Source organism: Streptomyces sp. CNT372, assembly GCF_000377145.1.
Map to the genome: position 1 here is coordinate 261,912 of NZ_KB897780.1, position 25,548 is coordinate 287,459.

The 25,548-nt window shown below is 74.3% G+C and carries 24 protein-coding genes; 6 read left to right on the plus strand and 18 right to left on the minus strand.

Annotation, left to right across the window (positions count from 1 at the left end; translation table 11 throughout):
- The first annotated feature begins 71 nt into the window (after positions 1 to 71).
- Positions 72 to 1,352, plus strand: coding sequence for a class I SAM-dependent methyltransferase (locus tag C593_RS29470; protein WP_018847463.1), 1,281 nt, complete (start codon positions 72 to 74; stop codon positions 1,350 to 1,352).
- Positions 1,353 to 1,385: 33 nt separating this feature from the next.
- On the opposite strand, the gene C593_RS0111560 is transcribed toward C593_RS29470, so the two are convergent.
- From C593_RS0111560 to tsaB, 4 genes are read right to left on the minus strand one after another with little or no spacing between them, the layout of a single operon-like run.
- Positions 1,386 to 1,670 carry a hypothetical protein gene (locus tag C593_RS0111560; RefSeq protein ID WP_018847464.1) on the minus strand — a complete coding sequence of 95 codons (285 nt, stop codon included), beginning with the start codon at positions 1,668 to 1,670 and terminating at the stop codon, positions 1,386 to 1,388.
- Positions 1,667 to 2,818 carry a tRNA (adenosine(37)-N6)-threonylcarbamoyltransferase complex transferase subunit TsaD gene (gene tsaD, locus C593_RS0111565; protein WP_018847465.1) on the minus strand — a complete coding sequence of 384 codons (1,152 nt, stop codon included), beginning with the start codon at positions 2,816 to 2,818 and terminating at the stop codon, positions 1,667 to 1,669. The genes C593_RS0111560 and tsaD overlap by 4 nt, the downstream gene beginning before the upstream one ends.
- Entirely contained in the window at positions 2,811 to 3,275 is a 465-nt protein-coding gene (rimI, locus tag C593_RS0111570) for a ribosomal protein S18-alanine N-acetyltransferase (protein ID WP_199790027.1), read from the minus strand. The genes tsaD and rimI overlap by 8 nt, the downstream gene beginning before the upstream one ends.
- Positions 3,276 to 3,295: 20 nt before the next feature.
- A complete protein-coding gene (gene tsaB, locus C593_RS0111575) occupies positions 3,296 to 3,952 on the minus strand; it encodes a tRNA (adenosine(37)-N6)-threonylcarbamoyltransferase complex dimerization subunit type 1 TsaB (RefSeq protein ID WP_026277595.1) in 657 nt (218 codons plus the stop codon).
- Between the two features lie 106 nt (positions 3,953 to 4,058).
- Between tsaB and C593_RS0111580 the strand changes: the two genes are divergently transcribed.
- The gene (locus C593_RS0111580; protein WP_486591115.1) at positions 4,059 to 4,616 is read left to right on the plus strand and encodes a hypothetical protein; all 558 of its coding nucleotides are present in this window, start codon (positions 4,059 to 4,061) and stop codon (positions 4,614 to 4,616) included.
- Between the two features lie 108 nt (positions 4,617 to 4,724).
- On the opposite strand, the gene C593_RS0111585 is transcribed toward C593_RS0111580, so the two are convergent.
- From C593_RS0111585 to glmS, 7 genes are all read right to left on the minus strand, one after another.
- The gene (locus C593_RS0111585) at positions 4,725 to 4,916 is read right to left on the minus strand and encodes a hypothetical protein (protein ID WP_026277596.1); all 192 of its coding nucleotides are present in this window, start codon (positions 4,914 to 4,916) and stop codon (positions 4,725 to 4,727) included.
- A 231-nt stretch (positions 4,917 to 5,147) separates the two neighbouring features.
- The gene (gene tsaE, locus C593_RS0111590; RefSeq protein ID WP_018847470.1) at positions 5,148 to 5,753 is read right to left on the minus strand and encodes a tRNA (adenosine(37)-N6)-threonylcarbamoyltransferase complex ATPase subunit type 1 TsaE; all 606 of its coding nucleotides are present in this window, start codon (positions 5,751 to 5,753) and stop codon (positions 5,148 to 5,150) included.
- Positions 5,725 to 6,951, minus strand: a complete 1,227-nt coding sequence (locus C593_RS0111595) for an alpha/beta fold hydrolase (protein ID WP_018847471.1) — start codon at positions 6,949 to 6,951, stop codon at positions 5,725 to 5,727. The genes tsaE and C593_RS0111595 overlap by 29 nt, the downstream gene beginning before the upstream one ends.
- Before the next feature lie 117 nt (positions 6,952 to 7,068).
- Complete coding sequence (alr, locus tag C593_RS0111600) at positions 7,069 to 8,313, minus strand: alanine racemase (RefSeq protein ID WP_018847472.1); 1,245 nt, start codon at positions 8,311 to 8,313, stop codon at positions 7,069 to 7,071.
- Between the two features lie 379 nt (positions 8,314 to 8,692).
- Positions 8,693 to 10,156, minus strand: coding sequence for an NAD(P)H-hydrate dehydratase (locus tag C593_RS0111605; protein ID WP_018847473.1), 1,464 nt, complete (start codon positions 10,154 to 10,156; stop codon positions 8,693 to 8,695).
- A 335-nt stretch (positions 10,157 to 10,491) separates the two neighbouring features.
- On the minus strand, positions 10,492 to 10,860 hold the full coding sequence (locus C593_RS0111610) for a holo-ACP synthase (RefSeq protein WP_018847474.1): 369 nt from the start codon (positions 10,858 to 10,860) through the stop codon (positions 10,492 to 10,494).
- 43 nt (positions 10,861 to 10,903) lie between these two features.
- Positions 10,904 to 12,751 (minus strand): glutamine--fructose-6-phosphate transaminase (isomerizing), encoded by a 1,848-nt coding sequence (glmS, locus tag C593_RS0111615; protein ID WP_026277597.1) that lies wholly within the window; start codon positions 12,749 to 12,751, stop codon positions 10,904 to 10,906.
- 662 nt (positions 12,752 to 13,413) lie between these two features.
- On the opposite strand from glmS, the gene C593_RS0111620 reads away from it, so the two are divergent.
- Entirely contained in the window at positions 13,414 to 14,817 is a 1,404-nt protein-coding gene (locus C593_RS0111620; protein WP_106434631.1) for a DUF2252 domain-containing protein, read from the plus strand.
- Positions 14,818 to 14,853: 36 nt separating this feature from the next.
- Here the strand turns inward: C593_RS0111620 and C593_RS0111625 are convergent, their stop codons facing one another.
- Both C593_RS0111625 and C593_RS0111630 read right to left on the minus strand, forming a co-directional pair.
- Entirely contained in the window at positions 14,854 to 15,669 is an 816-nt protein-coding gene (locus C593_RS0111625) for an ABC transporter permease (protein ID WP_018847477.1), read from the minus strand.
- A complete protein-coding gene (locus C593_RS0111630) occupies positions 15,666 to 16,736 on the minus strand; it encodes a daunorubicin resistance protein DrrA family ABC transporter ATP-binding protein (protein ID WP_018847478.1) in 1,071 nt (356 codons plus the stop codon). Before C593_RS0111630 ends, C593_RS0111625 begins: the two co-directional genes overlap by 4 nt.
- Before the next feature lie 206 nt (positions 16,737 to 16,942).
- On the opposite strand from C593_RS0111630, the gene coaA reads away from it, so the two are divergent.
- Complete coding sequence (gene coaA / locus C593_RS0111635; RefSeq protein ID WP_026277598.1) at positions 16,943 to 17,938, plus strand: type I pantothenate kinase; 996 nt, start codon at positions 16,943 to 16,945, stop codon at positions 17,936 to 17,938.
- A gap of 35 nt (positions 17,939 to 17,973) precedes the next feature.
- Positions 17,974 to 18,903: a DUF389 domain-containing protein gene (locus C593_RS0111640; RefSeq protein ID WP_018847480.1), complete on the plus strand. Its 930-nt coding sequence runs from the start codon at positions 17,974 to 17,976 to the stop codon at positions 18,901 to 18,903.
- A 133-nt stretch (positions 18,904 to 19,036) separates the two neighbouring features.
- Here C593_RS0111640 and glmM read toward each other — a convergent pair whose 3' ends face one another.
- The 4 genes from glmM to C593_RS0111660 all read right to left on the minus strand — a co-directional run bounded on the left by glmM (position 19,037) and on the right by C593_RS0111660 (position 23,466).
- Entirely contained in the window at positions 19,037 to 20,395 is a 1,359-nt protein-coding gene (gene glmM, locus C593_RS0111645) for a phosphoglucosamine mutase (RefSeq protein WP_020610291.1), read from the minus strand.
- Between the two features lie 163 nt (positions 20,396 to 20,558).
- On the minus strand, positions 20,559 to 21,071 hold the full coding sequence (rpsI, locus tag C593_RS0111650; protein WP_018847482.1) for a 30S ribosomal protein S9: 513 nt from the start codon (positions 21,069 to 21,071) through the stop codon (positions 20,559 to 20,561).
- 41 nt (positions 21,072 to 21,112) lie between these two features.
- Complete coding sequence (rplM, locus tag C593_RS0111655; protein ID WP_018847483.1) at positions 21,113 to 21,556, minus strand: 50S ribosomal protein L13; 444 nt, start codon at positions 21,554 to 21,556, stop codon at positions 21,113 to 21,115.
- A 290-nt stretch (positions 21,557 to 21,846) separates the two neighbouring features.
- Positions 21,847 to 23,466 carry an ATP-binding cassette domain-containing protein gene (locus C593_RS0111660; RefSeq protein WP_018847484.1) on the minus strand — a complete coding sequence of 540 codons (1,620 nt, stop codon included), beginning with the start codon at positions 23,464 to 23,466 and terminating at the stop codon, positions 21,847 to 21,849.
- Between the two features lie 56 nt (positions 23,467 to 23,522).
- On the opposite strand from C593_RS0111660, the gene C593_RS0111665 reads away from it, so the two are divergent.
- Positions 23,523 to 24,527: a hypothetical protein gene (locus C593_RS0111665; protein ID WP_018847485.1), complete on the plus strand. Its 1,005-nt coding sequence runs from the start codon at positions 23,523 to 23,525 to the stop codon at positions 24,525 to 24,527.
- A gap of 115 nt (positions 24,528 to 24,642) precedes the next feature.
- Here the strand turns inward: C593_RS0111665 and truA are convergent, their stop codons facing one another.
- Positions 24,643 to 25,530: a tRNA pseudouridine(38-40) synthase TruA gene (gene truA, locus C593_RS0111670; protein WP_018847486.1), complete on the minus strand. Its 888-nt coding sequence runs from the start codon at positions 25,528 to 25,530 to the stop codon at positions 24,643 to 24,645.
- Positions 25,531 to 25,548: the final 18 nt, after the last annotated feature.

The window sequence follows — 25,548 nt, forward strand, 5'->3', positions numbered from 1 at the left end:
ACGGGGGCCGGGACCGGGGCGGGATACGCGGGCGGGGCCGGGGGCGGGGGCTCCCGGTGGACAATGGGCCGGTGAACGACCGCGACCCGCTCGACCCCCAAGACCCGCTCGCCGCCCTCAGCGCTCTGCGCACCGGGCAGGGGGCCGACCTGCTCGCCTCCCTCGCCGACCACGACCCCGCCGACGAACTGGCCCTCGCCACCCGGCTGCGCCGCGACCACCCGGCCGCGCTCGTCTCGGCGGCCCTCGGGCAGGCCAGGCTCCGGCAGCGGGCCGCCGCGAAGTTCGGCGCCGAGGACGCGGGGCGGATGTTCTTCACCCCGAACGGCGTCGAGCAGTCCACCCGCCGCGCGGTCGCGGAGCACCGGGCCCGCCGGTTCGCCGCGCTCGGGGTGCGCAGCGTCGCCGACCTCTGCGGCGGCATCGGCGGCGACGCGCTCGCCCTGGCCCGCGCCGGCATACGGGTCCTCGCCGTGGACCGCGACCCGCTCACCGCGGCGACCGCCCGCGCCAACGCGGAGGCCCTGGGGCTGGCCGACCTGATCGAGGTCCGCTGCGGCGACGTGGCGGACGCCGACACCTCCGGGTACGACGCCGTCTTCGTGGACCCGGCCCGGCGCGGCGGGCGGGGCCGGATCTTCGACCCGGAGGCGTACTCCCCGCCCCTGTCCTGGGCCGTCGAGGCGGCCCGCGCCCGCCCGCACGCCGCCCTCAAGGTCGCCCCCGGCATCCCCCACGAGGCCGTACCCGAGGACGCCGAGGCGGAGTGGATCTCGGACGGGGGCGACGTGAAGGAGGCCGTCCTCTGGTTCGGCACCGCCCCCGGCACGGTCCGGGCGACCCTCCTCCCGGGCCCGCACACCCTCCTCGGCCGGGGCCTGCCGGACCCGACGGTGCGCGAGGTGGGCCGCTACCTCTACGAGCCGGACGGCGCGGTCATCCGCGCGCACCTCGTCGCCGAGGCGGCCGAGGACCTCTCCGGCGGCCTGATCGACGCCACCATCGCCTACCTCACCTCCGACGAGCTGCACCCGACGCCGTATGCGACCGCGTACGAGATCACCGACGCCCTGCCGTTCAGCGTGAAGCGCCTGAAGGCCCTGCTGCGGGAGCGCGAGGTGGGCACCCTGACGGTGAAGAAGCGCGGCTCCGCCGTCGAACCGGAGGAGCTCCGCCGCAGGATGAAGCCCCAGGGCCCGAACGCGGCCACCGTCTTCCTGACCCGCACGGACGGCGCTCCGTCGATGCTGCTCGGCCGGCCGGTGCGGCCCGGAGGAACCGTGGCACGCGGTGCTGCAGCCCCTGACGTCCCAGGCCGGCTACCCGGCGGTCACGCGGCCCACCACCGGTGACCGGACGAACGGACCCGCGGGGAAGGCCACAGGCTACCCGTGGCCCGGGCCCGGGACCGATACGTCCACCGACTCGAAGCGCCAGCGGTGCACCGGGCGGGTGACCGCGTCCGCGGCGGGTTCGGGGAGTTCGGGGAGGTCCGCGGCCGGGTCGGGGGTCTCCCACCAGGTGATGACGAGGACCCGGTCGCCGCCCGCCCGGAAGGTCTCGCGGCGCAGCGGCTCGCGGGCCAGGACCTGGGAGCGTGCCCACTCCAGCAGCTCAGCGCCGCGGCCCTCGGCCGCGCGTGCCTCCCACATCAGGGCGACGACGCTCACGGGTACAGGTTCTCCTTGCTGAGCTCGTGCAGATGGTCGTGATCGTGGTCGTGGCCATGTGCGTGGCCACCATGTGCGTCCGAGCCATGTGCGTCCGACCCATGTGCGCCGGGCACATGGGGGTCGGTCACCGGGAGGGAGGAGTCCGCCGACAGCTCCCAGTCCGAGGCCGGCCGGTTCCGGGCCACCATCTCCGCGCCCAGCGCGGCGACCATCGCCCCGTTGTCCGTGCACAGCTTCGGACGCGGCACCCGCAGCCGGATGCCCGCCCGCTCGCACCGCTCCTGGGCCAGCGCGCGCAGCCGGGAGTTGGCCGCGACCCCGCCGCCGATCATCAGATGGTCCACGCCCTCGTCCTTGCAGGCCCGGACCGCCTTGCGGGTCAGCACGTCGACCACCGCCTCCTGGAAGGAGGCCGCCACGTCCCGCACCGGTACCTCCTCGCCCGCCGCCCGCTTCGCCTCGATCCAGCGCGCCACGGCGGTCTTCAGCCCGGAGAAGGAGAAGTCGTACGCCGGGTCCCGGGAACCGCTCAGGCCGCGCGGGAAGGCGATCGCCTCCGGGTCGCCCTCCTTCGCCAGCCGGTCGATCACCGGCCCGCCCGGGAAGCCCAGGTCGAGCACGCGTGCGATCTTGTCGAACGCCTCCCCCGCCGCGTCGTCGATCGTCGCGCCCATGGGCCGTACGTCGGCCGTGATGTCGGGCGCGAGCAGCAGCGAGGAGTGCCCGCCGGACACCAGCAGGGCCATCGTCGGCTCCGGTAGCGGCCCGTGCTCCAGCTGGTCCACGCAGATGTGCGAGGCGAGGTGGTTCACGCCGTACAACGGCTTGCCCAGGGCGTACGCGTACGCCTTCGCCGCCGAGACGCCGACGAGCAGCGCTCCCGCGAGGCCCGGTCCGGCGGTGACGGCGATGCCGTCCAGGTCGCGCGCCGAGACGCCGGCCTCGGCGAGGGCGCGTTCGATGGTGGGGACCATGGCCTCCAGGTGGGCGCGGGAGGCGATCTCGGGCACGACGCCGCCGTACCGCGCGTGGGTGTCCACGCTGGAGGCGATGGCGTCGGCGAGCAGGGTGGTGCCGCGGACGACACCGACCCCGGTCTCGTCGCAGGAGGTCTCGATACCGAGTACGAGCGGTTCGTCAGCCATGGGAGGGGTTCTCTGTTCCTTGGACGGTCAGGCGCATCACGAGAGCGTCGATGTTGCCGGGCTGGTAGTAGCCGCGGCGGAATCCGATCGGCACGAAGCCGAAGCGCTCGTACAGCTTCTGCGCCCTGGTGTTGTCCACGCGCACTTCGAGGAAGACCTCGTCGCACTCGAAGGCGGTGGCGTGCTGGAGGAGGTCGGTGAGCAGCCGGGCGCCGAGCCCGGTGCCCCACTGGCTCTTGTCGACGGCGATGGTCTGCACGTCCCCGAGCCCGCCGGCCGCGGCGAGGCCCGCGTAGCCGACCAGGGCGCCGTCCAGCTCGGCGACGACATAGCGGCGGGTGGCGCCGGCGCCCCGGGCGTGGGCGAGTTCCGACCAGAACATCCCCTCCGACCAGGCGTCCTCGGGGAAGAGGGCGTGCTCCAGCTCCAGCACCGGCGGGAGGTCCCACCAGCGCATCTCCCGCAGGACGGCCGTGTTCACCGGGGGGTGACCACCTTGTAGTTCTTGGGCACCTGCGCATCGGGGCGGCGCAGGTACAGCGGGAGCGGGTCCAGAAAGCCGTCCCCGCCCGCCGCCAGGCGCTCGGCGGCCAGGGAGGCGAGGGCCGCCGCGCTGACGTGCTCGGGCCCGCGCGCGTTCGGGAAGGTCTCCGGGTACAGCAGCGCGCCCGCGCCGACCGCGGGCTGCCCCGCGACCTGCTCGGCGAGGTCGGCGGGCCGGTCCACCGCGGCGTCCGTGAGACGGGTGCGGGCATCGGCGTACCGGGCCCAGTAGACCTCCTTGCGCCGCGCGTCCGTCGCGACCGTGAAGGGCTCCTCCAGGCCGGAGGCGTACGCGAGGCCGTCGAGGGTGCAGACGCCGTGGACGGGGACACCCAGGACGGAGGCGAAGGTCGTCGCGGTCACCAGCCCCACACGCAGCCCGGTGTACGGCCCCGGGCCGACCCCGACCACGATCCCGGTGACGGCGTCGAGCGTCGTCCCGGCCTCGCCGAGCACCCGGTGGACGGCGGGAAGCAGCAGTTCACCGTGTCTGCGGGCGTCCACGCGGGTGGACTCGGCGACGACGGAGGAGCCGTCGTGCAGGGCGGCGGTGACGGCGGCGGTTGCGGTATCCATGGCGAGCAAGAGCACGCGAACAGCCTACGGCTCCCGGGGAGCGGGCACGGTGCCCGCTCGAACACCACGGCTGCTGCTACCGTCACCACGATCGGGATGTGCGGGCGAAAGGCGGGACACGGTGGCACGGAGCAGCTCGGGACTCGTGGCCGGGCTCACGGCGGCGGCGCTGGCCGTCGTCGGGTTTCTCGCGTACCAGGCCCAGGCCAACGTCCCCGACAGCCTCGACACCTCGAAGCGCCCGCATGCGGTCCCGTCCGCGAAGGCCTCGGCCGGGCCCGAGGAGAAGGCGAAGGACCTGCTGGCGGTGCCGGCCGACTCCGGGACCGGCGAGCGGGTGGTGTACCGGCTCGGCGACCGCCGCGTCTGGCTGGTCGGCGAGGAGGGCAAGCCGCGGACCTTCGAGGTGATGCCCTCGACGGTGAGCCCGCAGCCCGGGTCCTACACGGTCACCTCGCGCTCGGGCAGGGTCGCCGGTTCGGACGGGGTGCCGGTCGAGCACGTCGTGCGTTTCGCGGTGGTCGACGGGGTGGCGGTCGGGTTCAGCGCCGCCGTGAACGGCTCGATGGCCAGTCCGGACCCGTCGAAGAAGACGGGCGGCGTCCGGATGACGCGGGCGGACGGCGACGCGATGTGGAAGTTCGCGACGATCGGCTCGAAGGTCGTCGTCGTCCCGTAGCCGGAAGCCCGTAGCTGGAAGGTCGTCGTCCCCCAACCCCGCTAGGGAGTCCCGGGCCGGGTGGTCCGGTTGGTCGGGGCTGTCCGGGCTGTCAGCGGAAGCGCCGGCTCAGGCGGCGTCGCGGTGGTGTGCCGTCTCCCGGGGTTCGGCGGTGCGGGGCAGCTCGCGCGGCGGGGTGGACACGGCGCTCGCCGCGGCGCAGGACGCCAGCAGGTCGCGCATGGAAAGGCCGGCGGGCGGCCGGGGATCCGCCGCGCGCGACGGCCGGGGGGACTGTGCTTCGCGCTCCGATGCCGGCATGGACGCCTCCTGGGCTCCTGGGGCAGGCGTGGTGAGGTACGGGTGAGGTATACCTAACCAAGTCTTGCCCCATGTCATCACGCAGAAGGCTGCCCGCGCAACATTTTCCCGACACCTTGTCGGAACGCACGGCGCGCGGGCGGAGCACGGCATGCCGGAGCGGGCCTCGGCAACGGGTGGAGCAGCGGGAGCGGGCGGAACGGCGGGAGCAGGCGGAACGGCGGGGGCGGATCAGGCGGTGGGGGCGTCCGGGGTGACGGTGAGGCCGGCCAGGTCCGCGTCCGCCCAGCGCGCTCCGTACCCGTGCAGGGTCACCTCGCGGCGGTCGTCGTCGGTGTCGCCCGAGGCGCGGTGGATCAGGACGTGGAGGCGGTCCTCCGAGAGGTCCTCCACCTTGCCGTCGCCCCACTCCACGACCACCACGGACTCGGGCAGCGAGACGTCGAGGTCCAGGTCCTCCATCTCGTCGAGCCCGCCGCCGAGGCGGTACGCGTCGACGTGGACCAGCGCCGGCCCGGCGGCCAGCGGCGGGTGCACCCGGGCGATGACGAAGGTCGGGGAGGTGACCGCGCCCCGCACCCCGAGCCCCTCGCCCAGACCGCGGGTGAGCGTGGTCTTGCCCGCGCCCAGTTCGCCCGTGAGCATCACCAGGTCCCCGGCGCGCAGGCGCTCCGCCAGCGCGCGCCCCAGGACCTGCATCCGCTCCGGGGAGTCGACCGGGACGCGGACGGAACGGACCTCGACGGGGGACGCGGACGACGCCTCGGCCGGGGAGCCGTCCCGGTCTGCGGGGGATGTGGCGGCCGGGTCAGCCGCCGGGCTGTGCAGTGCTTCCATAGCTGCCAACGTTAGCCGCTGCCGGCACCGCGCCGGCCCGCACCAGCAGGTCCGCCAGCCGGTCCGTGACGGCCTCCGGGTGCTCCAGCATGACCAGATGGCCGCCGTCCGGGACGACGACCAGTTCCGCGTCGGGCAGCCGGTCGGCGATGGCCTCACTGTGCGTACTGGGCGTGACCAGGTCCTTGTCACCCGCGAGGACGAGGACCGGGCCGCCTGCGAACACGTCCAGCGCCTCGGACTTGTCGTGCTCGGTGAAGGCCGGATAGAACTCGGCGACCACGTCGATCGGGGTGGACTCGATCATGCGCTCCGCGAAGCGGGCGACGGCCGGGTCCACGTCCCTGGACGAGAACGAGTACCGCTTGATCAGCCCGGCGAACAGGTCGGCGGTGGCCCGGCGGCCCCGCTCGACCAGCTCGGCCTGGGAGCCGAGGGCCTTCAGCACACCGGGCAGGACCCGGCGCACGGCGTTGACGCCCGCGACCGGCAGCCCGTAGCTGACCTCGCCGAGGCGGCCGGCCGAGGTGCCGACGAAGGCCGCGGCGACCACCCGGTCCCGCACCAGCTCGGGGAAGTGCGCGGCGAGCGCCATCATCGTCATGCCGCCCATGGAGTGCCCGACGAGCACCAGCGCGCCCTCGGGGGCGGCGGCGTCGATCACGGCCTTCAGGTCCCGGCCGAGCTGGTCGATGGAGACGGGCACGGCGCCGGGGCCGGACTGGGCGGTGCCGCGGGCCGAGCGGCCGTGGCTGCGCTGGTCCCAGTGGACGGTCCGCACGAGTCCGCGCAGGGCGGCCCGCTGGAAGTGCCAGGAGTCCTGGCTCAGGCAGTAGCCGTGGCTGAACACGACGGTGACGGGCGCGGGCGCCTTGCGGCCGAAGAGGCGCCGGCGCCGGGGCGCGGCCGCCTCCGGGTCGATCTCGTCGACCTCGTAGTAGAGGACCGTGCCGTCGTCGGCGACCGCGCGGCCGGGTACGCCGCGCAGGGAGCCGTAGGGTCCCGTCGCGTCGAGGGCGAGCCGGGCCTTCTTGCGCATACCGCGGCCGACGGTGAGGCGTTCGACCGCGACGCCCGCCGCGGCGCCGGCGGCGATCACGCCTATCGCGGCTCCGGCGACGCCCGCGCGGCGCCAACTGCCCGCCGCCGCGACCGCCGCGGCGGCCTCGGCGACGTCCCCCGTGCTGGTCTCGCTCACCGTGCCTCTCCTGTCCGTCTCGTCGACGCGTCGTGCGTGGCGGTCCTGGTCCGGGTTCCGGGTCCGGGTTCCGGGTCCGGGTTCCGGGTCCGGGTTTTGGGTCGGGGCGGGGGCTCGTCAGCGGGCGGTGGCCCCCGCCGGGGCCGGGTCCGTTTCCGTGCCCGCCCCCGCTTCCGGGGCCGGCCGGGGGGCCGGGTCCGTTCGCGGGTCCGGATCGAGGTGGACGCGGGGCACCCGGGCGCCGATGCGGGTGACGATCTCGTACCCGATCGTGCCCGCCGCCCGCGCCCAGTCCTCCGCCGTCGGCTCGCCCCGGTCGCCCGGACCGAAGAGCAGCACCTCGCTGCCCTCCTCGACCGTCTGCCCACCGAGATCCACGACGAACTGGTCCATCGCCACCCGCCCGGCGACCCGTCGCCGCTCGCCGCCGACCAGGACCGGGCCGGTGCCGGAGGCGTGGCGCGGGATGCCGTCCGCGTAGCCGAGCGGGACCAGGCCGAGGGTCGTCTCGCGCCCGGTGACGTAGTGGTGGCCGTAGCCGACCCCGTGACCCGCCGGGACGTGCTTGACCAGCGCCAGGGAGGCGGAGAGCGTCATCACCGGGCGCAGGCCGAGCTCGGCGGGCGTGCCGAGTTCGGGGGCGGGTGAGACGCCGTAGACGGCGATGCCCGTGCGGACCAGGTCGAAGTGGGACTCCGGGAGCGTGAGGGTCGCCGGGGAGTTGGCGATGTGGCGCACCTCGGGGTCGATCCCGGCCTTCTCGGCGTGGTCCAGCAGGTCGCGGAAGACGTGGAGCTGGGCGGCGATCGAGGGGTGGCCGGGCTCGTCGGCGCAGGCGAAGTGGGACCACAGGCCGGTGACCTTGATCAGGCCCTCGGCCTCGGCGGCGCGGGCGGCGGCGACCAGGGCGGGCCAGTCGGCGGGGGCGCAGCCGTTGCGGCCGAGGCCGGTGTCGGCCTTGAGCTGGACGCGGGCGGGGCGGCCGGCCTCCCGGGCGGCGGCCGTGACCTCGGTGAGCGCCCACAGGGCGCTCACCGACATGTCGAGGTCGGCCTCGATGCCCGCGCGCCAGGGGTCGCCGGGTGTCCACAGCCAGCACATGATCCGGCCGCCGATGCCCGCGGCGCGCAGGGCGAGCGCCTCGTGCGGGGTGGCGGTGCCGAGCCAGCCGGCGCCGGCCGCGAGGGCGGCGCGGGCGCAGGGGACCATGCCGTGGCCGTAGGCGTCGGACTTGACGACGGCCATCAGCGCGGCTCGCGGGGCGCGAGCGCGCAGCGCGCGGACGTTGGCGCGCAGCGCGCCGAGGTCGACCTCGGCACGGGCTCTCGGCGGTGCGGGCTGCGGTGGCGGTGTCTGGCTCATCCCGCCCAGTCTCTCAGAGCCCCCCGCCGTGCTCCGTCCGCCCGGCGGCCACCCGCGTCACCTGTGCCCCGTCCGCACCCGCCGCCCCACGCGCGGGGAGCGCCCGCACCCCGGGGCGACACGCGGGGGCGGGCGGGTGTTCCAGGGCCCCGGCGACCGTCCGGACCGGCCCCCGCCAGGCCGGGCGTGGCGCGCGGCCGGGAGCGCGGGACCGGGCGGTGGAGGGCCACCACATGGGGCGGCGCCACATGGGCTTGGGGCACATGAGCCCGGGGCACATGGATGCCGGCCTGCCAGGGGGTGTGCCCTGTCGACACGGCGCGCCCCCCACATGTGCGCCCTGCACACACCCCGGCCCGGACCGGTCCGCCCGGTGGATTCAGGTCAGGGAGGCGGGCGGGGCGGCGCCCTCGTGGATGTCGTGCCAGGCGTTCGGGAGGGCCGCGGCGACCTCGTACGCCGTCAGGGGGACGCCCCGCGTGGCCGCGAGGCGGGCGGCGAGGCCGTGGAGGTACGCGGCGAGGGAGCCGGCGTCGCGGGCGCCGAGGCCCGTCGCGAGGAGGGAGCCCGCGAGGCCGGAGAGCACGTCGCCACTGCCCGCCGTGGCCAGCCAGGGGGTGCCCATCGGGTTGACGCGCACCGGGGCGCGCCCGTCGGGGTCGGCCACCAGGGTGGTGGATCCCTTCAGCAGGACCGTCGCGCCGTAGCGGGCCGCCAGTTCGCGGACGGACGCCAGGCGGGCCGCCTCGACCTCCTCGCGGGCGGCGCCGAGCAGGGCCGCGGCCTCCCCGGCGTGCGGCGTCAGCAGGGTGGGCGCGGTCCGGCCCCGTACCTCGGCCGCCTCCAGCAGGCGCAGGCCGTCCGCGTCGACCAGGACCGGTACGTCCGAGGCGAGCACCTCGCGCACCGCGTCCCGGTTCTCGCCGATGCCCGGGCCGACGACCCAGGACTGGACCCGGCCCGCCTCGCTCGGCCGGCCCCCGGTGACCAGGCACTCCGGGAAGCGCGCGATCACCGCGTCGGCACCCGGCCCCGCGTACCGGACGGCCCCCGCGCCGCCGCGCAGCGCCCCCGCGACGGTCAGCACCGCCGCCCCCGGGTACCGGGCGGACCCGGCGACGACGCCGACGACCCCGCGCCGGTACTTGTCGCTCTCGGCGGCGGGCAGCGGCAGCAGCCGTGCCACGTCCACGTGCTGGAGGGCCTCCAGTTCCGGCACGGAGGGAAGGTCGTCCTCGATCCCGATGGGCACCAGGCGGACGGTCCCGGTCAGCTCCCGCGCCGGGTCGACGAGGAGCCCCGCCTTGCACGCCCCGAAGGTGACCGTCAGATCGGCGCGCAGGGCCTCGCCCCGGACCTCGCCCGTGTCCGCCTCGATGCCGCTCGGCAGGTCGACGGCGACCACGACGGCGTCCGAGCCGCGGGCGGCCCGGGCGACGGGGACGGCGTCCGGGCGGAGTCCGCCGTGGCCGCCGATGCCGGTGATCCCGTCCAGGACGAGGTCCGCACCGGCCAGGGGCTCGAACGGGTCGTCGGCGACCGTCCCGCCGGCGGCGCGGAGGGCGGCGAGCCCGGCCCTGTGCGCGCGGCCGGGGGCCAGCAGCACGGCCGTCACCCCGGCGCCGCGCCGGGCGAGGCGGGCGCCCGCGAACAGGGCGTCGCCACCGTTGTCGCCGCTGCCGACGAGGAGAACGACGCGGGCGCCGTACACCCGCCCCAGCAGTCCCGCGCAGGCGGCGGCCAGCCCGGCGGCGGCGCGGTGCATCAGCGCCCCGTCGGGGAGCCGCGCCATGAGCTGGGCCTCGGCGTGACGGATGGCTTCGACGGTGTACGCGGTACGCATGCCCCGAGTCTGCCCCACCGGCCCCTGCCCCGGTCGGACGCGGGGCGCGGGCAAGTGGCGCCCCGCGGAGCCGAGTTGCCCCGACCGGCGGCGGCGAACCCGCCGGGGCTCGGGCCCGCCCCAGACATGCCGGGCCAACACGTGCCGACCCAACACGGACCCGCCCCACACGGGCCAGGCCACCTGCGGACACCTCACGGACGAACCGCACACGTGCCGGGCCCATGTGGACCCACCGCACACGTGCCGGGCCAACACGTGCCGGGTCCACACCGTGTGGGCCCGGCACCACACAGGCCGTCGCCACACGACCGCCGACCGCCGACCGCCCGTGCTCAGCCCTCCGCGATCACCACCGCCGACGCCACCCCCGCGTCATGGCTGAGCGAAACATGCCAGGAGCGCACCCCCAGCTCCGCCGCCCGGGCCGCGACCGTGCCGCTGACGCGCAGGCGCGGGCGCCCGGAGTCCTCGACGTACACCTCCGCGTGCGTCCAGAGCAGCCCGGCAGGCGCGCCCAGTGCCTTCGCGAGCGCCTCCTTCGCGGCGAAGCGCGCCGCGAGGGAGGCATACCCCCGGCGTTCGCCGCTCGGCAGGAGGAGTTCGTGGTCCACGAACAGCCGCCGGGCCATCGCCGGTGTGCGCTCCATCGCCGCGGCGAAGCGGTCGACCTCCGCCACGTCGATCCCCACCCCGATGATCACCGGCCGGGGCCTCCCGCCCCGCCCGTGATCCGCCGTGCCGGGCTCACTCCACCGTCACCGACTTCGCCAGGTTGCGCGGCTGGTCCACCTCGTTGCCCCGGGCGGTCGCCAGCTCGCAGGCGAAGACCTGGAGGGGGACGGTCGCGACCATCGGCTGGAGCAGGGTCGGCGTCGCCGGGATGCGGACCAGATGGTCCGCGTACGGGACGACCGCCTCGTCCCCCTCCTCCGCGATGACGATGGTCCGGGCGCCCCGGGCCCTGATCTCCTGGATGTTGGAGACGATCTTGTCGTGCAGGACCGAGCGCCCGCGCGGCGAGGGCACCACCACCACGACCGGCAGGTCCTCCTCGATGAGCGCGATCGGCCCGTGCTTCAGCTCGCCCGCGGCGAAGCCCTCCGCGTGCATGTACGCCAGTTCCTTGAGCTTGAGCGCGCCCTCCAGGGCCACCGGGTGGCCGACGTGCCGGCCGAGGAAAAGGACGGTGTTCTTGTGCGCCAGCGAACGCGCCAGCTCCCGCACCGGCTCCATCGTCTCCAGCACCCGCTCCACCTGGCCGGAGATGCCCGCCAGGTCCCGGATGACGTCCCGGATCTCGTCGCCCCACTTGGTGCCGCGCACCTGGCCCAGGTAGAGCGCGACCAGGTAGCAGGCCACGACCTGGGTGAGGAACGCCTTGGTGGAGGCGACCGCGACCTCCGGGCCGGCGTGCGTATAGAGCACGGCGTCGGACTCGCGCGGGATGGTCGAGCCGTTGGTGTTGCAGATGGCCAGCACATGCGCGCCCTGCTCCCGCGCGTGGCGCAGCGCCATCAGCGTGTCCATCGTCTCGCCGGACTGCGAGATCGCGACGACCAGGGTCCGCCGGTCCAGGATCGGGTCCCGGTAGCGGAACTCGCTCGCCAGCTCGACCTCGCAGGGGAGGCGGGTCCAGTGCTCGATGGCGTACTTGGCGATCAGACCGGCGTGGTACGCGGTGCCGCAGGCCACCACGACGACCTTGGTCGCCTCGCGCAGGACGTGCGCCGGGATGCGGACCTCGTCGAGGCTCAGCACCCCGGAGGCGTCGATCCGGCCGAGGAGGGTGTCGGCGACCGCTTTGGGCTGCTCGGCGATCTCCTTGAGCATGAAGTAGTCGTAGCCGCCCTTCTCGGCGGCGGAGGCGTCCCAGTCGACGTGGTACGAACGCACCTCGGCGGGCGCGCCGTCGAAACCGGTGACCGTCACGCCGTCGCGGCGGAGTTCCACCACCTGGTCCTGGCCCAGCTCGATCGCGGACCGGGTGTGCGCGATGAAGGCGGCCACGTCCGAGGCGAGGAAGGACTCCCCCTCGCCGACGCCGACCACCAGCGGCGAGTTCCTGCGGGCGCCGACTACCACGTCCGGCTCGTCCGCGTGCACGGCGACCAGGGTGAACGCGCCCTCCAGCCGCCGGCACACCATGCGCATCGACTCGGCGAGATCGCCGGAGGAGGAGAACGCCTCGGCGAGGAGGTGCGCGACGACCTCGGTGTCCGTCTCGGACGCCAGGTCGTGGCCGCGCTCCGCGAGTTCGGCGCGCAGGGCGGCGAAGTTCTCGATGATCCCGTTGTGGACGACCGCCACCCGGCCCGCGTTGTCCAGGTGGGGGTGGGCGTTGGCGTCGGTGGGGCCGCCGTGGGTGGCCCACCGGGTGTGCCCGATGCCCGTGGAGCCGCTCGGCAGCGGCCGCTCCACCAGTTCCTTCTCCAGATTGACGAGCTTCCCCGCCTTCTTCGCCGCGGCGAGCCCGCCGTCCGCGAGGACCGCGACCCCGGCCGAGTCGTACCCGCGGTACTCCAGCCGCTTGAGCCCGGCGATGACCACTTCGAGCGCCGACTGTCCGCCGACGTAACCCACGATTCCGCACATGGCGGCAGCCTATGGCCTTTCTTTTGGATCGGGTCGGAGGGTGAGCGGCGTCCGGTGCAGCGGGCTCCGGGGCAGCGGGGTCCGGGGCATGGGGCCTCCCCGGGCCCGCGGGGGCCCAGGCGGATCGCAGGGCGGAGGACGGTGGTACCTCCCGGCCGAAAGCCAGGGGCCGAAGGCCAGGGGGCGAGACACGGCTGAGCCATGGCAGAGCCATGGCGAGTGACGACCACCCGTCGAGGCTCGGTGCCGGGCTCGTGAGCCCGGACGACGGGGCGAGGCGCGGTGCCAGGGCACGCGAGCCCGGCCCGATCCCGACGAAGGGCCATGAGGGCCGCACGCGCCGCGCACCGCCCGGGCCGGGCCGCTCGCGCCGCGCACCGCCCGGGCCGGGCCGCACGCGCCGCGCACCGCCCGGGCCGGGCCGCTCGCGCCGCGCACCGCCCGGGCCGGGGCGCACGCGCCGCGCACCGCCCGGGCCGGGCCGCTCGCGCCGCGCGCCGTCCGGGCCGTGCGCGTCGGCCCGGGGTGCGCGGGCCGGGGCGCGGGGTTCTCCTGGAAACGGACCGGGCCCCGCGGGGCGGGCCCGCCACCCCGAGAGCGCCAGGAACGCGAGGACCGCCATGAAGCGCAAGCCCGGAACGGCAGTGGCGAGCACCCCGACCATGACCGCGACCCGGCAGGTCCGGCTCTCCCCCGCGGAGCGCGCCGCGCGCGGGCGGGCGGCGCGGAACCGGGCGCCCCGCTCCTCGCACGCCGAGTTCGCGCCCACCCGGCACCGCCCCGACCCCGTCGACGTCATCGAGAAGCAGTCGGCGACCCGGGTGCCGGACCTGGTGCCGCTGCGCTACGGCCGGATGTCCGAGACGCCGTTCCGTTTCTTCCGGGGCGCCGCCGCGATCATGGCCGGGGACCTGGCCGCCACCGCCGACTCGGGCCTGCGCGCCCAGCTCTGCGGCGACGCGCACATGCTGAACTTCCGCCTGCTCGCCTCCCCCGAGCGCCGGCTCCTCTTCGACATCAACGACTTCGACGAGACCCTGCCCGGCCCCTGGGAGTGGGACGTCAAGCGCCTCGCCGCCAGCCTGGTCATCGCAGGACGGGAGAACGGCTTCTCCACCGTGCAGCGCCGCCGCGTCGTCCGCGCCACCGTGCGCTCCTACCGCGAGCAGATGCGCCGCTTCGCCGGGATGCGCCTGCTGGACGTCTGGTACGCACGGGCGGACGCGGACCAGCTCGCGGGCCTCGCCTCGGGACGGCTGCCCACCCGGGGGCGCAAGCAGCTGGAGCGCTCGCTGGTCTCGGCGCGCCGGCACGACAACCTCCAGGCCTTCGCCAAGCTGACCTCCGTGATCGACGGGGAGCGCCGCATCACGCCCGATCCGCCCGTGGTCACCCCGCTCACCGACCTGCTGCCCGATGTGGAGGAGGGCGTGCTGCGGCAGCGGATCACCGATCTGCTGCTCGGCTACCGGGCGAGCCTGCCGACCGACCGGCAGCATCTGCTCTCGCAGTTCACCCCGGTCGACATCGCCCGCAAGGTGGTCGGCGTGGGCAGTGTGGGCACCCGCTGCTGGATCGTGCTGCTGCTGGGCCGGGACGAGGAGGACCCCCTCTTCATCCAGGCCAAGGAGGCGGGCGTCTCCGTCCTCGCCCCGCACCTCGGGAACTCCGAGTACGCCACCGAGGGCGAGCGCGTGGTCGCGGGGCAGCGGCTGATGCAGGCGGCCAGCGACATCTTCCTCGGCTGGCAGCGGGCCGAGGGGATCGACGGCGGCACCCGGGACTTCTACCTGCGCCAGTTGCGGGACTGGAAGTTCGTGGTGGACGCCTCCCGGATGGCACCGCGCGGGATGCGGGTCTTCGGGGAGCTGTGCGGCTGGACGCTGGCCCGCGCGCACGCGCGCTCCGGTGACCGCATCGCCATCGCCGCCTACCTGGGCGGGAGCGATGTCTTCGACGGGGCGCTGACGGAGTTCGCCGAGCGCTACGCGGACCAGAACGAGCGGGACCACCGGGCCCTGCTCGACGCGATCGCCGCCGGCCGGGTCCCCGCCCGGACCGAGTGACCCGGCCCGCACCCCGCCGGTCTCTCCGGGGCCCGCTCACGCCTTCGCCCGGTACGCCCGCATCGCCAGCGGGCAGAACACCGCGGCGATGCCCACGGCCCACACCAGCGACCACAGCACCGGCTCCGCCACCGCGCCGCCGCCCAGCAGCCCTCGGTAGGCGTCCGACAGATGGGTCACCGGGTTCACATCGCTCCATGCCTGGAGCCAGCCGGGCATGGTGTCCACGACGACGAAGGCGCTGCTGGTGAACGTGATCGGGAAGATCAGGGTGAACGCGAACGCCTGGACCTTCTCGGCGTCCCCCGCGAGCATCCCGATGAGGACCGCGGCCCAGGAGACCGCCGCCGCGAACACCACCAGCAGGACCGCGCCGAGCAGGAAGCCGCCGAGCCCGCCGGTGATTTGGAAGCCCATGATCAGGCCGAGGCCGATCATCAGCAGCATCGCCCATATGTGCTTGGTGAGGTCGGCCGTGATGCGCCCGATCAGCGGGGCGGAGCGGGCGATGGGGAGGCTGCGCAGCCGGTCGAAGACTCCCTTGGTCAGGTCGGTGTTGAGCGCCATGGCCGTGTAGGTGGTCATGAACAGGGTGTTCTGCACGATGATTCCGGGCAGCGCGTACTGCAGATAGGCGTCGGTGGAGCCCGCCATCTGCCCGCCCAGCACATAGGTGAAGAGCAGCACGAACATGATCGGCGTGACGCTGTAGTCGACCAGCTCCAGCGGGTTGTGCTTCACCGCCACCAGGCTGCGCCACGCCATCGTCAGCGTCTGGCGCGCCCAGGTCAGGGGCCCGGCCCGGCCGGGGCCCGCCACGGGTGCGGTGGGGGCGGCCGTCACGGCGGTCATGCCGAACTCACCGCCTTCGCCGCCCCGCTCTCGTCCCGGGATGTGGACCGGGACCCGTCCCCCGAGCCGGAGCCCGGGCCGGAGCCGTCGGGCTCGTCGGGCCGGGAGCCGTCGCCGCCGGCGCCTTCCTCGCGGGGTTCGGCCCGGTGGCCGGTGAGGGCGAGGAAGACCTCGTCCAGGGAGGAGCGCCGCAGGGCCAGCTCGCCCACCGCGATGCCCTCCCGGTCCAGGCCCCGGACCACCGCGGGCATCAGCTCCGGGTCGTTGACGGGGGCCGTGACGGCGTCGCCCTCGATCCGGGTGCCCGGCCCGGCGGCCCGGCCGACCAGCGCGTGCACCGCGCCCAGATCGGCCGGGGCGAGCGGGCGGACCTCCAGGACCTGACCGCCCGCCTCGGACTTGAGCTGGTCGGGCGTGCCCTCGGCGATGACCCGGCCCTTGTCCACGACGACGATGTCGTCCGCGAGGACGTCCGCCTCGTTGAGGTACTGCGTGGTGAGCAGCGCCGTCGCGCCGTCGGCGACCAGGCCGCGCAGCATCTCCCACAGCTCACCCCGGCTGTGCGGGTCCAGACCGGTCGTCGGCTCGTCGAGGAAGAGGATGCTCGGACGCCCCACCAGGCTGGCGGCGAGGTCCAGCCGGCGGCGCATCCCGCCGGAGTACGTCTTGGCGGCGCGGCCGGCGGCGTCGGAGAGCTGGAAGCGGTCCAGCAGCTCGCGCGCCCGCGCCCGGGCGTCGGGCCGGGACAGGCCGAGGAGGCGGCCTATCAGCAGCAGGTTCTCCGTGCCGGTGAGGTTCTCGTCGACCGCGGCGTACTGGCCGGTCAGGCCGATGAGGGAGCGGACGGCGCGGGCCTCGCGGACGACGTCGTGGCCGGCGACCAGCGCCCGCCCGGCGTCGGGCTCGATCAGGGTGGCGAAGATCCGCACCGCCGTCGTCTTCCCGGCGCCGTTGGGCCCGAGCAGGCCCAGCACCGAGCCGGTGCGGGCCGCCAGATCGACCCCGGCCAGGGCCTCCGTCTCCTTGAACCGCTTGACCAGACCCTCCGCCTGGATGGCGTACGTCATGGGACACCTCTCGCGACTTCCTGCGACTCTCGGCCGACTCCGCGGACATCGCGGGCGCCGCGGTTCGGCACCCACTCCTTCCACAACTGTGACCCACGCCACTGACATTCCGGCCGCAAGCGGACCAACCGTCCGGTCGCCAGGTCCGGCGCGGCGTGACCGACCCCACCCTCCACGGGCACAGCCCACCCCCGACAATGGGCCGTGTGATCTCTTCGCCGCCACGGAGCGCCCACCGCCGGGCCGAGCACCCGTCGACGCCCTATGTCGACCTCACCCGCGCGGAGTGGAGCGCGCTGCGGGAGAAGACGCCGCTGCCGCTCACGGCGGAGGAGGTGGAGCAGCTCCGCGGCCTCGGTGACGTGATCGACCTCGACGAGGTGCGCGACGTCTATCTGCCGCTGTCCCGGCTGCTCAACCTCTATGTGCAGGCCACCGCCGGGCTGCGCGGCGCCCTCAACACCTTCCTGGGCGACGCGGGCGGCGGCCACGGCGCCCAGCGGGGCACACCCTTCGTCATAGGGGTCGCCGGGTCGGTCGCGGTGGGCAAGTCCACCGTGGCCCGTCTCCTCCAGGCGCTGCTGGCCCGCTGGCCCGAGCACCCCCGGGTCGAGCTGGTCACCACCGACGGCTTCCTGCTGCCGATGAAGGAGCTCCGGGCCCGCGGGCTGATGTCCCGCAAGGGCTTCCCCGAGTCCTACGACCGCCGGGCGCTGACCCGGTTCGTCGCGGACATCAAGGCGGGCAAGGACGAGGTCACCGCGCCGGTCTACTCGCACCTGATCTACGACATCGTCCCCGACGAGCGTCTGACCGTGCGCCGCCCGGACATCCTGATCGTCGAGGGGCTGAACGTCCTCCAGCCGGCCCTGCCCGGCCAGGACGGCCGCACCCGGGTCGGTCTCGCCGACTACTTCGACTTCAGCGTCTACGTGGACGCCCGCACCGAGGACATCGAGACCTGGTACCTGAACCGCTTCCGCAAGCTGCGGGAGACCGCGTTCCAGAACCCGTTCTCGTACTTCCGCAAGTACACCCAGGTCTCCGAGGAGGAGGCGCTGGACTACGCCCGCACCATGTGGCGGACGATCAACCGCCCCAACCTGCTGGAGAACGTGGCCCCCACGCGCGGGCGCGCCACCCTGGTCCTGCGCAAGGGCCCGGACCACAAGGTGCAGCGGCTCTCCCTGCGCAAGCTGTGAGCCGCGGCCGCCGGGGCCGCGCGTAGGATCCCCCGGTGCTGCATCTGCGACTGATCACGCCGTCCGACCGCACCGACGAGGTGGTCGCCCTGCTGGAGCGGACCACCGGCACGGCCCATCTGGCCGTGCTGGAGGGCGCCGCCCGCGACCCGCGCGGCGACGTGGTGCTCTGCGACGTCGCCCGGGAGGCGGCCGACGCGCTCGTCACCGGCCTGCGCGGACTGGGGATCGACGACTGCGGGTCGATCAGCCTGGAGGACACCGCCCTCACCCTGTCCCGGCGGGCCGACGAGGCGGAACGCGCGGCTCCGGGAGACGCCGCGGACGCGGTGGTCTGGGACGAGCTGACCAAGGCGACCCACGAGGAGTCCACCCTCAGCGCCACCTATCTGGCCTTCCTCTGCCTGGCGACGATGCTCGCGGCCTGCGGTGTGGTCCTGGACAACGCGATCCTGATCGTGGGGGCCATGGCGGTCGGGCCGGAGTTCGGACCGCTGGCCGGGATCTGCACGGCGCTGGTGCGGGGCGCGCCGAAGCTGGCGTGGCGCTCGGTCCTCGCGCTGGTCGCCGGGTTCGCCGCCGCGATGCTGGTGACCGCCGGGTTCAGCTTCCTGATGGACTCTCTGGGGCTGTTCTCCCTGGCCCAGTTGGAGGCCGACCGGCCCAACACCCGTTTCGTGTACGACCCGGACCTGTTCTCGTTCATCGTGGCCGTGCTCGCGGGGATCGCGGGGATGCTCTCCCTCACCTCGGCCAAGTCCGGCGCGCTGGTGGGCGTGGCGATCTCGGTGACGACCGTCCCGGCGGCGGCCAACGCGGCGGTGGCCTTCAGCTACACCGACTACGCCCAGGCCCGGGGCTCCTCCGAGCAGTTGCTGCTCAACCTCTCCGGGATCGTGCTCGCGGGCACGGCGACCCTGCTGACGCAGAAGTACCTCTGGCGGCGCGCCCGGGCCCGCGCCTGAAGCCCCCGCGAGCCGCCGGGCCCGGGCCTGAAGTTGCCGCAGACCACCCCCGGCCCGCGCCTGAAGACCCGGCGAGCCGCCCGGGCCCGCGCCTGAGCGGCGCGCGCCCGGACCCCGCCGGTGGGACCGCGCCTCAGCCCAGCGCGGACTTCACCGCGTCGGCCAGCCGGCCCGCGACCGTGCGCGCCTGCTCGATGTCGGCCGCCTCGACCATCACCCGCACCAGGGGCTCGGTGCCCGAGGGGCGCAGCAGCACCCGGCCCGTGGCGCCCAGCTCCCGCTCGGCCTCGACCACCGCGTGGGACAGCTCGCCCGAGGTCGCCACCCGGGCCTTGTCCACGTCCCGGACGTTGACCAGGACCTGCGGCAGGCGCTCCATCACCTTCACCAGCTCGGCCAGCGGACGGCCGGTGGCCGCGACCCGGGCCGCGAGCATCAGACCCGTGAGGGTGCCGTCACCGGTGGTCGCGTGGTCGAGCACGATGACGTGCCCGGACTGCTCGCCGCCGAGGGCGAAGCCGTGCTCCTTCATCGACTCCAGGACATAGCGGTCGCCGACGGCGGTCTGCACCAGCCGGACGCCCTCCCGCTCCATGGCCAGCTTGAAGCCCAGGTTGGACATCACGGTGGCGACCACGGTGTCCCCGCGCAGGGTCCCCGCCTCGCGCATCGCGAGGGCGAGGACGGCCAGGATCTGGTCGCCGTCGACCTCCTCCCCCGCCGCGTCCACGGCCAGGCAGCGGTCGGCGTCGCCGTCGTGCGCGATGCCCAGGTGCGCCCCGTGCTCCACGACCGCCGCGCGCAGCAGGTCCAGGTGCGTCGAGCCGCAGCCGTCGTTGATGTTGAGCCCGTCGGGCTCCGCGCCGATGGTCACGACCTCGGCCCCGGCCCGCGCGAACGCCTCCGGCGAGACCCGGGAGGCCGCCCCGTGCGCCTCGTCCAGGACGATCTTCAGCCCGTCGAGGCGGTTCGGCAGGACGGCGACGAGGTGGGCGACGTACTTGTCGAAGCCCTCGTCGTACTCCTTCACCCGGCCCACGCCCACGCCGGTCGGCCGGTCCCACGGCTCACCGGTGCGGTGCTGCTCGTAGACCTCCTCGATGCGGTCCTCCAGCTCGTCGGCGAGCTTGTGGCCGCCGCGGGCGAAGAACTTGATGCCGTTGTCCGGCATGGCGTTGTGACTGGCGGAGAGCATCACGCCGAGGTCGGCGCCGAGGGCGCCGGTGAGGTACGCGACGGCGGGCGTGGGCAGCACGCCGACCCGGAGCACGTCCACACCGGCGCTGGCGAGGCCGGCCACGACGGCGGCCTCCAGGAACTCTCCGGACGCGCGGGGGTCGCGGCCCACCACCGCGGTCGGGCGATGGCCCGCGAAGGACCCCGCCTCCGCGAGCACATGCGCCGCCGCGACCGACAGGCCGAGCGCGAGCTCGGCCGTGAGGTCGGCGTTGGCCACGCCGCGTACCCCGTCCGTACCGAAGAGTCGTCCCACTGTTGTCCTCCGAGAAACTGAGTGCTCGAACCTTTGTTATACGCCCGAGGTCGTCGAGCCGGCCGTCGCAGGGTGGGTGAACCGGTGCGGCGGCGGGGCCGGTAAGACGAACGCCCCGGCGGCACCGAGTGCCGCCGGGGCGTACGAAGAGCCAGCCTGCGATTTAGCGCTTGCTGTACTGCGGGGCCTTACGGGCCTTCTTGAGACCGGCCTTCTTGCGCTCGACCGCACGGTCGTCGCGGGAGAGGAAGCCGGCCTTCTTCAGGGCGCCGCGGTTGTTGTCCACGTCGGCCTCGTTGAGGGCGCGGGCCACACCGAGGCGCAGGGCGCCGGCCTGGCCGGAGACGCCGCCACCCGCGATGCGGGCGATGACGTCGTAGCGGTTGTCGAGCTCGAGCACCTTGAAGGGCTCGTTGACTTCCTGCTGGTGCACCTTGTTCGGGAAGTAGTCCTCGAGGGTGCGACCGTTGATCTTCCACTTGCCGGAGCCCGGAACGATCCGGACACGGGCGATGGCGTTCTTGCGACGGCCCAGGCCGGCGGCCGGCTGCGGGTCGCCGAAGCGGGACGCCATGGACTCGGAGGTGTACTCGCCCTCGACCGGAACCTCGGTCTCGGTGGTGTACTGCTCGACGTCAACCTCTTCGAGCGGGGTCTCGGCGGTGGTCTCAGCCACGATTCTCCTCAGATTCTTTTCGTCTTAGGGGGTGGCCGGACTTACTGCGCGACCTGGGTGATCTCGAACGGAACCGGCTGCTGCGCAGCGTGCGGGTGGTTCTCGCCCGCGTAGACCTTCAGCTTCGAGAGCATCTGACGGCCCAGGGAGTTCTTCGGGAGCATGCCCTTGACGGCCTTCTCCACGGCCTTCTCGGGGTTCTTGTCCAGCAGCTCGTCGTAGCGGACGGAGCGCAGACCACCCGGGTAGCCGGAGTGGCGGTACGCCATCTTCTGGGTCCGCTTGTTGCCGGACAGGTGCACCTTGTCCGCGTTGATGATGATGACGAAGTCACCGGTGTCAACGTGCGGCGCGTAGATCGGCTTGTGCTTGCCCCGGAGAAGGGTAGCGGCGGTGGTCGCCAGACGGCCCAGGACGATGTCCTGCGCGTCGATGATGTGCCACTGGCGCGTCACATCGCCGGGCTTGGGGCTGTACGTACGCACGGTCGTAGCCTTCGCTTCTTCAGTGATGGGGATCCTGCGCGACCGCGAGGCCGCCCAGGACGGGGTCCTGACAAGGCCACCCGGACGACATGCCAGCCCTGACCGCACTTCGGTGACGCAAACCGCGTGCTGGTCGCTGAGAGTCGGCCCGGTGGACCGGCGTAAGGGCCCCTCACGTGAGATAGAGCAAGCCAATACGCATAACGAACCAGAAGAATACCCGTGGCCCCCCGCACGGGTCAAAACGCTCCCCTGGGCCCGGGGAGCGGCCCGGTTGCCGGGCCTCCCCGCTACCGCGCGCGCTCCACCCGCCGCTCGTCCCACACGGGCTCCGGCGTCTCCCGGACCCGGCCGTCCGCGCCGAACACCAGAAAGCGGTCGAAGGACCGGGCGAACCAGCGGTCGTGCGTGACCGCCAGCACCGTCCCCTCGTACACCTCCAGGCCCGCCTGGAGCGCCTCGGCCGACTCCAGGTCGAGGTTGTCGGTGGGCTCGTCGAGCAGCAGGGCCGTGGTGCCGGCCAGCTCCAGAAGGAGGATCTGGAACCGCGCCTGCTGCCCGCCGGACAGCTTCTCGAAGGGCTGGTCGCCCTGCCGCTCCAGCTCGTAGCGGCGCAGCACGGACATCGCCCCGCCCCGGTCCCTGGCGTGCTCCGTCCACAGGATGTCCACCAGGGTGCGGCCCAGGAGTTCCGGGTGGGCGTGCGTCTGCGCGAAGTGGCCGGGGACGACCCGCGCGCCGAGCCGCCACTGCCCGGTGTGCGCGACCGGGTCGCCCGCCAGCAGCCGCAGGAAGTGGGACTTGCCGGAGCCGTTGGAGCCCAGCACCGCCACCCGCTCCCCGTAGAACACCTCCAGCGAGAAGGGCTTCATCAGACCGGTCAGCTCCAGGTTCTCGCAGGTCAGGGCCCGCACCCCGGTGCGCCCGCCGCGCAGCCGCATCCGGATGTCCTGCTCGCGCGGCGGCTCCGGCGGCGGGCCCGCGTCCTCGAACCTGCGCAGCCGGGTCTGCATCGCCCGGTAGCGGGAGGCCATGTCGGGGCTGTTCGCCGCCTGCTGCCGCAGCCGCAGCACCAGGGCCTTCAGCCGCGCGTGCTCCTCCTCCCAGCGGCGCTTCAGCTCCTCGAAGCGGGCGAACCGCTCCCGGCGCGCCTCGGGGAAGGTGGCGAAGCCGCCGCCGTGCACCCACACGTCCGAGCCGGCCGGGCCGGGCTCCACGCTGACGATCCGCTCGGCCGCCCGGGAGAGCAGCTCCCGGTCGTGGGAGACGAAGAGGACGGTCTTGCGGGTCTCCTTCAGGCGGTCCTCCAGCCACCGCTTGCCGGGGACGTCGAGGTAGTTGTCCGGCTCGTCCAGCAGCAGCACCTCGTCCGGGCCGCGGAGCAGGGCCTCCAGCACCAGCCGCTTCTGCTCACCGCCGGAGAGGGTGCGCACCTGCCGCCACTGCGCCTTCTCGTACGGGACGCCCAGCGCGGCCGTCGTGCACATGTCCCAGACGGTCTCCGCCTCGTAGCCGCGTGCCTCCGCCCAGTCGCTCAGCGCCTGCGCGTACGCCATCTGCGCCCGCTCGTCGTCGACGGTCATCACGGCGTGCTCGGCCGCGTCCACCGCGGCGGCGGCCTGGCGGACACGCGGCTGGGCGACGGAGACCAGCAGGTCCCGTACGGTCCGCTCGTCCCGCACCGAGCCGACGAACTGCGGCATCACACCGAGCCCCCCGGTCACCGTCACCGAGCCGCCGTGCGGCCGGAGTTCACCGGAGAGGATGCGCAGCAGGGTCGTCTTGCCCGCGCCGTTGGCGCCGACCAGGGCCGCGACCGCGCCCTCGCCGACCCGGAACGACGCGTCCCCGAGGAGCACCCGCCCGTCCGGAAGGTAGTACTCCAGATGTGCCGCCTCCACATGTCCCATGCGACCGATTGTCACCGCCCCGGCCCACTCGGCCCAACAGGTTTAGGATGCGCGGCATGAGCTTTGGGCAGGGGGGACCTCAGTGGGGTTCCGGCGGACAGCAGCAGGACCCTTACGGCCAGGGCCCCGACCCCTACGGCCAGGGTCCCGACTACGGGCAGGGTCCCGACTCCTACGGGCAGGGCTCCTACGACGACGACCGGAGCCGGTACGGGGGCTCGCAGGGGCGGTACGGCTCCGACCCGGGCACCCCCGACTGGGCCGCCCTCGCCGACGCCTCCGCCGCGCGCACCCGCCGCCGGCGCTGGCTGATGGTGGGCGGCGGAGGGCTCGCGACGGCCCTGATAGCGGGCGCCGTCGCGACCGCGATCGTCTCCTCCAACAAGGACAACGGCGGCGCGACGGCCTCCGGCGAGAACAGCACCCTGCCGACCGCCCCCACGCTCCCGCAGGACACCACCCAGCCCCAGCCGTCCTTCTCCTCGGTCGCCCCGCTCCCCCCGCCGAACCCGAAGGACTTCGTCTCCGACCGCAAGAAGGACACGGCCCCGCTCAGCGCCGACACCCTCTTCCCGGGCGCGAAGCTCACCATGGGCAACGGGGAGCGCGTCTACACCAAGGGCCTCACCACCCGCACCGGCACCTGCGCCTCCGTCACCACCGGCGCCCTCGGCGGGGTGCTGGAACGCAACGGCTGCGAGCAGGTGTTCCGCGCGACCTACCTCCGGGACGGCATCGCGGTCACGGTCGGCGTCGCCACCTTCGAGAACGAGAAGACCGCGAAGAAGGTCGTCCAGGAGGCCCGGGGCGGGGTCGCCCCGCTGCCCGGCAAGGGCGTCTCCGGCTTCTGCAAGGGCGGCCCGGTCTGCCGCAACACCTACAACTCCTATGGCCGGTACGCCTACTTCACCCTCACCGGGTACACCACGGCCAAGTCGGTGACCACCAAGGACACCGCCGCGTACCGGACCGGGGACGACATCGGGGAGTTCGCGTTCCGGCAGATCGTCCGGCGCGGCGAGGCCCAGGCGTCGGCCGCAGCGACCGCACCGGCCGGGTAGCCGGCGCCCTCCGCCCGGCGCCCCCTGAACCCGGCACCCCGGCACACGGCACCCCTGCACCCGACACCCCGTTACACGGCACCCCCGGCTCGCGGCCCGCTCAGGCGCAGCGCCCTCAGTCGCAGCCGGCGCAGCCGCGTGCGGCCGGCGCGGCGGCGGAACTCCCGGGCAGAGAACGCTTGTTGCGCGCCTCCCTGTTCCGCTCGGCCAGCAACTCGTCCGCCGGGTAGCCCACTTCCTCCAGGGTCAGCCCATGGGGGCGCACCACATGGACGGCCGAGTCCCGCACCCCGGCGGCCAGCACCTTCGCGGGCCAGTCCACCGGCCGGTGCCCGTCGCCGACGAAGAGCAGTGCGCCCACCAGGGAGCGCACCATGTTGTGGCAGAAGGCGTCCGCCCGCACGGTCGCGGTGAGCACCCCCGAGGCGTCCCGCTCCCAGTCGAGCCGCTGGAGGGTGCGGATGGTCGTGGCGCCCTCGCGCTTCTTGCAGTACGCCGCGAAGTCGTGCTCCCCCACCAGCCGGGCGGCGGCCTCGTTCATGGCGTCCACGTCCAACGGCCAGTCGTGCCACAGGACATGTTGGCGCAGCAGGGGGTCCACCCCGCCGGGGTGGTCGGTGACCCGGTACGCGTAGCGGCGCCAGATCGCCGAGAAGCGGGCGTTGAACCCCGCCGGGGCCTCCTCGGCCCGCCAGACACGCACATCCCGGGACAGCCGCCCGGCCAGCCGCTTCAGCAGCTTCTCCCGGTGCTCGGCCCACAGCTCCACCGGCAGGTCGACGTGCGCGACCTGGCCGCGCGCGTGCACCCCGGCGTCCGTCCGCCCGGCCACGGTCAGCTCGAACGTGGTGCCCGAGCGGGTCACCGTGCGCAGGGCGTCCTCGATGTCCCCCTGCACCGTGCGCCGGCCGCCGGCCTGCTTGGCCCAGCCCGAGAAGTCCGTGCCGTCGTACGAAAGATCCAGCCGCACCCGGACGAACCCGGGCTCCACCTCGTCGCTCACGCGACCATCCTCTCAACT

What these genes read in the sequence shown, in the direction of transcription:
- tsaD (WP_018847465.1), bottom strand. Translation starts at nt 2,818, where the DNA reads ATGGCTGACGAACCGCTCGTACTCGGTATCGAGACCTCCTGCGACGAG.
- rimI (WP_199790027.1), bottom strand. Translation starts at nt 3,275, where the DNA reads ATGCGCTGGTGGGACCTCCCGCCGGTGCTGGAGCTGGAGCACGCCCTC.
- C593_RS0111585 (WP_026277596.1), bottom strand. Translation starts at nt 4,916, where the DNA reads ATGCCGGCATCGGAGCGCGAAGCACAGTCCCCCCGGCCGTCGCGCGCG.
- tsaE (WP_018847470.1), bottom strand. Translation starts at nt 5,753, where the DNA reads ATGGAAGCACTGCACAGCCCGGCGGCTGACCCGGCCGCCACATCCCCC.
- alr (WP_018847472.1), bottom strand. Translation starts at nt 8,313, where the DNA reads ATGAGCCAGACACCGCCACCGCAGCCCGCACCGCCGAGAGCCCGTGCC.
- C593_RS0111605 (WP_018847473.1), bottom strand. Translation starts at nt 10,156, where the DNA reads ATGCGTACCGCGTACACCGTCGAAGCCATCCGTCACGCCGAGGCCCAG.
- glmS (WP_026277597.1), bottom strand. Translation starts at nt 12,751, where the DNA reads ATGTGCGGAATCGTGGGTTACGTCGGCGGACAGTCGGCGCTCGAAGTG.
- C593_RS0111620 (WP_106434631.1), top strand. Translation starts at nt 13,414, where the DNA reads ATGACCGCGACCCGGCAGGTCCGGCTCTCCCCCGCGGAGCGCGCCGCG.
- C593_RS0111625 (WP_018847477.1), bottom strand. Translation starts at nt 15,669, where the DNA reads ATGACCGCCGTGACGGCCGCCCCCACCGCACCCGTGGCGGGCCCCGGC.
- C593_RS0111630 (WP_018847478.1), bottom strand. Translation starts at nt 16,736, where the DNA reads ATGACGTACGCCATCCAGGCGGAGGGTCTGGTCAAGCGGTTCAAGGAG.
- C593_RS0111660 (WP_018847484.1), bottom strand. Translation starts at nt 23,466, where the DNA reads ATGGGACATGTGGAGGCGGCACATCTGGAGTACTACCTTCCGGACGGG.
- C593_RS0111665 (WP_018847485.1), top strand. Translation starts at nt 23,523, where the DNA reads ATGAGCTTTGGGCAGGGGGGACCTCAGTGGGGTTCCGGCGGACAGCAG.